This window comes from Amycolatopsis sp. SID8362 (assembly GCF_010550475.1).
Classification (GTDB): domain Bacteria; phylum Actinomycetota; class Actinomycetes; order Mycobacteriales; family Pseudonocardiaceae; genus Amycolatopsis; species Amycolatopsis eburnea.
The window spans coordinates 1-7451 of sequence record NZ_JAAGNB010000441.1 but is presented as its reverse complement, the minus strand read 5'-3'; the positions used below and the strand labels follow the sequence as shown (position 1 = coordinate 7451).

Genomic DNA, 7451 nt, shown 5'->3' with positions numbered 1-7451 from the left:
GTCGCCGCGCCCCTGGCCAGCGCCTGGACCCGGCCGAAGGGGCCGTTGTAGTAGTTCTGGTCCCCCGGCAGGCCGCCGCCCTTCGCGAACTGCCAGATGCTCTGCTTGTCCCAGCCCGCGGGCAGTTCGCCGACGTCCGGGCCGTAGCGGGCGAGCCACAGCGGGTTGGTGTTCCCGAACCCGGCCGCGTTGCCGGTGCAGCGCTTCCACCACGCCGTGCTGGTGTAGATCAGCGCGCTGCGCTTCACCTTCGCCAGGTAGGTGCGGGTGAAGTCCGCGATCCACGCCGTCAGGTCCGCCGCGTTCTTGCCGTAGCAGACGTCGCCGTACGGGTTGTACTCGATGTCCAGCGCGCCCGGCAGGGTCGTGCCGTCGGCGCGCCAGCCGCCGCCGTTGGCGATGAAGTACTCCGCCTGCGCGGCGCCACCGGAGACGTCGGGGCGGGCGAAGTGGTACGCGCCGCGGATGATGCCCGCCGCGTGCGCGCCGTCGTACTGCTGCCCGTACTGCGGGTTGACGAAGCCGGTGCCCTCGGTCGCCTTGACGTAGGTGAACTGGGCGCCTGCCGCGGCCACGGCGGCCCAGTCGACCGGCCCCTGGTGCCCGCTGACGTCGTGGCCGAGCGTCTGCCCGGCGGCGTCCAGCCGCGGGGTGCCCTGGACGCCCTCGTGCAAGGCGATCTGCGTGCCGGCGTAGTTCGCGTCCGCCAGCGAATAGTCGGGGGCGGCCGACGCGGGCGGGGCGGTGACCACCGCCGCGAGCGCCGCCAGCGCCCCCGCTCCCGCGAGCCGCGCCCGCCACTTCGGTTGTTCGGCCAGGCTTCGGCTCATCCGGGCTCCGATCTCGGTACTGGCACGTCCGGGGCCCATGCTGCCTGCCCGCGTCGCTCTTCGCGACACGGCTGTCACTCGATGTAGTGAGCTACAGCTCGGTCGTGATGATCGCCTCCACGAGGACCTCCCCCACCCGGGTCAGTTCGACGACCCCGTCGGCGGGGTGCAGCCGGACGAGCCCGCGCGCGGCCAGCGAGCGGAACTTGCCCAGCCACGGCTCCGCGAACAACGACCGGCCGGGGAACCGCGAGCGGTGGAGGGAATCGCGCAGCGGCCGCAACGTCGTCAGCGCCATCTTGACCGCCCGCGCCTCCTGCGCTTCGGGCGTGAACCGGGTCGCCGACCCCAGCGGGATGCGCCCGGCGGTCACGGTTTCGACGTACCGCTTCGAGTTGACGTCGGTGATCGCCTCGGACGCGCGGCAGCTCGACGAACCACCCAGCCCGATCGCGACTTCGGGCTCCTGCTTGTCCTGGTCGACCATGATGGACTTCCACTTCTCCGGCCCGAGCCCGGCGCGCGCGAAGTACATCGTCGGGTGCTCGGTGTACCCCGCCGCGCGCAGACCCTCGGTGAGCAGCTCGCGCATCTGGTACTGCTCGCCGAGCGTCGGCCAGCGGTGGCCGTCGCGCACCAGCTTGTCCCGGTAGGACGGCAGCTGCCAGGCCGCAGGCTTCTCCCCCGTGACACCGGTGCGAGTGTCGCTGTAGGACGCCAGGTGCAGCTTGGTGCACACCACCGCGGTGACTTCGTTCTCCAGCACGATGTCCAGGTCGCGCCGGACGCTGTCGAGGGTCTGGTCGAGCAGGCCGTACATGAGGTCGATGCTGACCCACTCGAAGCCCAGCGAAGCCGCGTTGCGGACGAAGTCGACGCACATCGCCGCCGAATGCTCGCGGCCGCACAGCTCCAGCACGTGGTCGTCGAACGACTGGACGCCGCTGGACAGCTTGGTGCAGCCCAGTTCGCGCAACAGCGAGAGCTTCGCCGGGGTGAACGTGCTGGGGTCGCCCTCGAACCGGATCGTGGTGTCGCCGGTGAACCCGAACTCCGACCGGTAGAACTCCAGCAGCCGGCGGATTTCCGGCTCGGGAAGCAACGACGGCGTCCCGCCGAAGACGTTGAACTCCCCCACCTCGGCCCCGGCCAGGTTCGGCACGGCGTCGAGCCACAGCTTCGCTTCGGCGATGTTCAGGTCGACCCAGTGCTTCGCCTTTTCGTACGCCACCTCGGGTTTCCCCTTCACCAGCACCACCGGGTACTGGCAGAACCGGCAGCGGTACGCGCACGTCGGGATGTAGGACCACAGGTGGATCGGGCCGGCCGACGCCAGCTGCGCGTCGAGGTCCCGCAGGAACTCCGCCGGCGTGCCGGGGACGTTGCCGGGAAAGACGTGCGCCCCGAACGGGTCCTCGCGGACGAACTCCAGCAGGTGCCGATTCTCCGGCGCTTCCAGGACGTCGAGCACGGCGGGCCGCGGCCAGGCCGGGTCGAGGCCGTGCAGCGAGCCGATCGCGTCTTCGTAGGCGAGCGTCATCAGAACACCCCTCCGTTGCCGAAGTAGTTGTGGGCCTCTCCCGATTCGCGGTCTTCGCAGTAGTAGCGGACGAACTCCGCGAAGCGCCCGGGAGGGATTTCCGCCAGGCACGGGGGCAGCGGCGGCGGGTAGCCGATGTCTTCGCCGACGTGCCGGCGCAGGCACGCGAACAGCTCGTCGGCGAACTCGAAGTACAGCCGGTACGACGGCGTCTTGTAGGCGTGGATCGGGGTGAAGTCGACGACGCGCATCTCGTCGCGGATCTCGGCGATCCGCCGGGCCAGCCGGGCGGCCAGGTCCGCGCCGAAGAACGCGATCACGGCGTCGTCTTCGAGCAGCGCCGGGGTCAGCAGCACCGGCAGGATGGTGTTCTTCGGCGTGAAGTCCTTGATCGAGAACTCCCACGCCTGCTTCGCTTCGGCCTCGGTCAGGTCGACGGCGGTGGCGGGCGCGGCGGGCCGGATGTCGCGCATGACGATGATGCCGTCCGAGCCGTACGCCCGGCCCGCGATGACCTCGTCGATGGCGTGGTCGACGCGCCTCGGGTTGATCTCGACGCGCGAGCGCGGCGCGTACGTGATCGCGTCGCCCCCGCTGGCCACCTTGATCCCGAAGTCCCAGTCGTCGGAGAGGTGGTTGACGAACTTCCCGTCCTGCAGCTGGTAGAAGATCTCGATGCCGCCGGCGCGCTCGTAGGCGTCGCGCTCGACGGCGAACCCCTTGCCGTCCGGGAAGCCGCCGAACAGCGAAAACGTGACCGCGCGGCACCGCAGCGTCCGCTGGATCGCGTCCCACAGCCGCGGCCGCCCGGCGAAGTGCGCGGGGTCGTAGTAGTAGTCGCAGACGCCGATCGCGGCCTTGCTCGTCTCCATCGCGGTGAACAGCTCACTGAGCCAGTGGGCGTCGACGCGGCAGTCGGCGTCGGCCGACACGAGGTAGAACCGCTCCCCCGGATCGGTGTCCGGCCGGTTGCGGCTGCGGGCCGCGGCGAAGTCCATCCCGGCCCGCCGCGCGCACGAAACCCCTTGCTCGGGTTCGCGGATGACGTGCAGCGCCAGGTCCGGGTGGGCCGCCGCGAAGCCGCGGGCGATCGCGACGGTGTCGTCGGTCGAGTTGTTGTCCACCAGCACGACCTCGTAGCTGCTTCGGTCGAGCGGACCGTCGCCGTCGCGCTGGTCGTGCAGGGTCCGCAGCACCTCCGGGAGGTTCGCGGCTTCGTTGTACACCGGGAGCACGACGCTCAGCCGCGTGCCCGCTCCCATCGGCGGCGGGTAGAGCCGGTCGACGAGGTCGTCGACGACCGTTGTGCCGAACCGCGCCCGCCCGAGTTCCGAGTTCGCCCGCACCACTTCCGCCCGTTTCCCTTCGTCGGTGATCAGCCCGGCCACCTCGCGGGCGAACGCCGCGTCCGGCAGGTCGCGGGCCCGGATGTCCAGCACCGGGGCCCGGAACCCGCCGTAGACGACGTCGTACAGCTCGTACCCGCTGGTGATGTACGGCGTCCCGGAGGCGATGGCTTCGCTGACCGGGTTGCCGTAGCTCTCGTAGTCGTAGGAGGTGAGGAAGGAGACGATCGTCGCGTGCGCCAGGAGATCGCGCACCGAGTAGCGGCCGGGCACGGCGGTGTCGTACGGCGTCAGCCAGCCGCCGAAGACGACGCGGTCGCGCACGCCGAGCCGCTCGGCCAGCGCGACGAGCCGGGTGTGCTCCGCAGGCGCCTCCTCGACGTCGCCGGCGACGAACAGCCACGCGTCCGGCAGCAGCGCCAGCAGGTGCAGGTCCCGGTCGAGGCGCTTCTGCGGGATGATCCGCGTGATCCGGGCGAGGAGCGGGACGCCGTCCGGGATGCCGTGCGCGCGCCGGAAACCGGCGTTGCGCTCGTCGATGAGCGCGGGCGCGATGGTGAACGCGTTGGGCAGGACGTCGATGTTCCGCAGGCCGGGAACCCACTCCAGCGTCCGGGCCTTCGCCTGCTCGTGCAGCGCGAAGTAGTGGATGTGCGGCGAATTCCGCGGTGCCGGGACCCCGGGGTACGGAAACCGGCCGTACTTGGCGATCCCCGGTTCGCTTTGCCACATCAGGTCGTGGTCGCGCCAGAAGACGAACCGGCCGAGCCGGTGGCGGGCGCTGTAGCGGTCGATCGCCCGGTACAACGCTTCGGTGTAGGTGAGGTTCTCCGGCAGGGTCCCGTTCTCCACCGCCACCATCGTCACGCCGCGGCGTTCCCAGGTCGCCACGATCCGCGCGGCCAGCTCACCGGCGATCCGGCCGATCTCCGGGCGCAGGGTCTCGTCCCCGCGCTGGACCACCTCCCGGAGCACCCGCTCGACGAACGCGCGGTCGTAGCCGCGGATCTCCTCGACGCCCTCGACGCGGTCGAGCGTGACCCACTCCGGCAGCAGGCTCGCCTCGTCGCGGTACGGCCGGAAGAAGGCGCCCTTGTCGGCCTTGATGTCGTACCCGAGGTCGAGGTGCACCCGGCGCCCGGGCAGCCGGCCCGCCGTCTTGAGGAACTCGACCACGACCCCGGACAGCGGAGTGGCGTCGAAGGACACGCCCCAGAGCACTGACATCGATGTCGGACCCCCGTCTCGGCTTCGCCGTCACCCTCAGCCTACGGGCTGTGGCTGCCGGTGGCCGCGTGAGCGGGAAGCGCTTTCCCTTGGCCCGCGCGGTTGACCGCGGCCGCCGCGCACCCCAGAGTGGCTCCATGAACCGGGCCCTCGGGGTGCTGACCTGCGGCGCCTTCCTCTCCGTCGTGCTCGGGGTCCTCGGTTCCGGGGAGCCCGTGCTCTCGCTCGTGCTGGGCGCGGTTTTCACCGCGCTCGCGACGCTCGGCTTCGGCTGGGTGCAGGCCGGCGGCCGGCTGGCGTGGGCGGCGGGTTACGTCGCCGTGCAGCTCCCGCTCGCCTTCGTGATCTTCACGGTCAACGCCGGGGTCGGGGCGACGCTGTTCCTGGTGGTGCTGGTCAGCCAGTGCGTGCTGCTGCGGCTGCCGCTCCCGGTGGTCGCGCTGGTGATCGCCGTGGTGCCGCTCGTGCACCTCGGGATGTCGCTCGGCGAAGGCCTGCGTGAAGGGCTCGGCACGCTGGTTTCCGTGCTGTTCGCGGCCGTCATCACCGAACTGCTCCTGCGCGAGCAGCGGTCCCGCGGCGAACTGTCCGAGGCGCACGAGAAGCTGCGCGACTACGCCAGCCAGGCCGAACGGCTGGCGACCGCGCAGGAGCGCAACCGGGTCGCGCGCGACATCCACGACGGGCTCGGGCATTCGCTGACCGTCGTGCAGATGCAGGTCAAGGCGGCCCGCGCGGTGCTGCCGACCGATCCCGGGAAGGCCGACGAAGTCCTGGCCAAGGCCCAGGAGCAGGCCGAGAACGCGCTCGCGGAAGTCCGCCGGTCGGTCAAGGCACTGCGCGAACCGCGGCCGTCGCCGTTGCCGGAAGCGCTGAACTCGCTGGTCTCGGAGGCCGGCGTCCCGGCGCGGCTGACCGTGTCCGGCGCCGAACGCCCGTTGCCGGAAGAGCACCGGGAGGCGCTTTTCCGCGCCGCGCAAGAGGGACTGACGAACGTCCGGAAGCACGCGGCCGCGACCCGGGTAGAGCTGCGGCTGGACTACGCCGAGACGTCGGTGCGGCTCTCGGTGCGCGACGACGGTGCCGGGTCCCGCGGCGTCGGCACCGGCTTCGGGCTGCTGGGGCTGCGGGAACGCGCCGAGCACCTGGGTGGCAAGCTCGACTTCACCTCGGCGCCGGGCGAGGGCAGCGCGCTGAGCATGGAGGTTCCGGGATGACGCCGGTCCGCGTCCTGCTGGTCGACGACCAGGCCCTCTTCCGCGAAGCGCTCGCCACGCTCCTCGCCACCCACGACGGCATCGACGTCGTCGGCGAAGCGGGCAACGGCGACGAAGCGCTGAGCCAGGCCGCCGCCCTGACCCCGGACGTCGTCCTGATGGACCTGCGCATGCCGGTCCTCGACGGCGTGGGCGCGACCCGGCGGCTGCGGCTGGCGCAGCCGGACGTCCGGGTCATCGCGCTGACCACCTTCGACGACGACGAGGACGTCTTCGCCGCCTTGCGGGCGGGCGCCGTCGGGTACCTGCTGAAGGACGTCTCGTCGGCGCGGCTGGTGGAGGCGGTGCTGGCCGCCGCCCGCGGGGAATCCGTGCTGCAGCCGTCGGTCGCGGCGAAGGTCGTCGCGCGGTTCGCCGAGCTGCCTGCGGCGCCGGAGACCCGGCCGCAGCCGCTGGTCGTCCCGTTGTCGGAGCGCGAACTCGAGGTGCTGCGCCTGCTCGCCGACGGCCGCAGCAACCGCGAGATCGCCGCGGCGGTGTTCCTCGCCGAGGGCACGGTGAAGAACCACGTGACGAACCTGCTGGGCAAGCTCGGGGCCCGCGACCGCACGCAGGCCGCGTTGCGCGCGAGGGACCTCGGCCTGCTCTGACGCGGTCACATGACCCGGGTCATGACTTCCGGCACCTGGCAGCACGGGCCCGGACCGGGATTCTCGTCCAGGACGAAACCTGGAGGGACCCGAGATGACCACCACCGAAACACCCCGGACCACCACCCGCAAGCTGGCGCGGTTCGCCGGCCACTACGTCGAAATGGTCGCCGCCATGCTGATCGGCATGGTCGCGTTCGGCCCGCTGTGGCCGTCGGCCTGGCTCGAGCGGGCGGACGTCGACGCCCTCGTGATGGCCACGAACATGACCGTCGCGATGGTGCTCGCGATGGCGTTGCGCCGGCACTCGTGGCCGCGGATCACCGAGATGGCCGCCGCCATGTACCTGCCGTTCGTGGCGCTGCTCGTGCCGTACTGGCTCGGCGCGCTGTCCGGCACCGCGCTGATGGTCGCCGGGCACGTGATCATGTTCCCGCTGATGCTGGCCGCCATGGTGTGGCGCCGCGCCGAGTACTGGCACTGACGTGCGGACCTTCCTGAAGTGGTGCGCGCTCGTCGTCGCCGTGCTCGCCGTCCCGGCCGTCGGCGCGACCGTCTCCGCGCTGTCGGCGTTCGACGCCCTTTACGCTCCCGGCCCGTCGCGGCCCCTCCCGGCCGCGGCGCCGGCCGCCCACGACCCG

At 71.6% G+C, this 7451-nt stretch carries 6 protein-coding genes; 3 read left to right on the top strand and 3 right to left on the bottom strand.

Annotation, left to right across the window (positions count from 1 at the left end):
- The 3 genes from G3I65_RS13960 to G3I65_RS13950 form a co-directional block, all read right to left on the bottom strand.
- Positions 1-830 (bottom strand): GH25 family lysozyme (locus tag G3I65_RS13960; protein WP_160696487.1); only part of this gene is annotated, 830 nt, incomplete at its 3' end.
- A gap of 91 nt (positions 831-921) precedes the next feature.
- Positions 922-2370: a radical SAM protein gene (locus tag G3I65_RS13955; protein WP_160696486.1), complete on the bottom strand. Its 1449-nt coding sequence runs from the start codon at positions 2368-2370 to the stop codon at positions 922-924.
- A complete protein-coding gene (locus tag G3I65_RS13950; protein WP_166640075.1) occupies positions 2370-4943 on the bottom strand; it encodes a glycosyltransferase in 2574 nt (857 codons plus the stop codon). Before G3I65_RS13950 ends, G3I65_RS13955 begins: the two co-directional genes overlap by 1 nt.
- Positions 4944-5080: 137 nt before the next feature.
- On the opposite strand from G3I65_RS13950, the gene G3I65_RS13945 reads away from it, so the two are divergent.
- The 3 genes from G3I65_RS13945 to G3I65_RS13935 all read left to right on the top strand — a co-directional run bounded on the left by G3I65_RS13945 (position 5081) and on the right by G3I65_RS13935 (position 7294).
- Complete coding sequence (locus G3I65_RS13945) at positions 5081-6160, top strand: sensor histidine kinase (RefSeq protein WP_160696485.1); 1080 nt, start codon at positions 5081-5083, stop codon at positions 6158-6160.
- Complete coding sequence (locus G3I65_RS13940) at positions 6157-6810, top strand: response regulator transcription factor (protein ID WP_160696484.1); 654 nt, start codon at positions 6157-6159, stop codon at positions 6808-6810. Before G3I65_RS13945 ends, G3I65_RS13940 begins: the two co-directional genes overlap by 4 nt.
- A 94-nt stretch (positions 6811-6904) precedes the next feature.
- Complete coding sequence (locus tag G3I65_RS13935; RefSeq protein WP_160696483.1) at positions 6905-7294, top strand: hypothetical protein; 390 nt, start codon at positions 6905-6907, stop codon at positions 7292-7294.
- Positions 7295-7451: the final 157 nt, after the last annotated feature.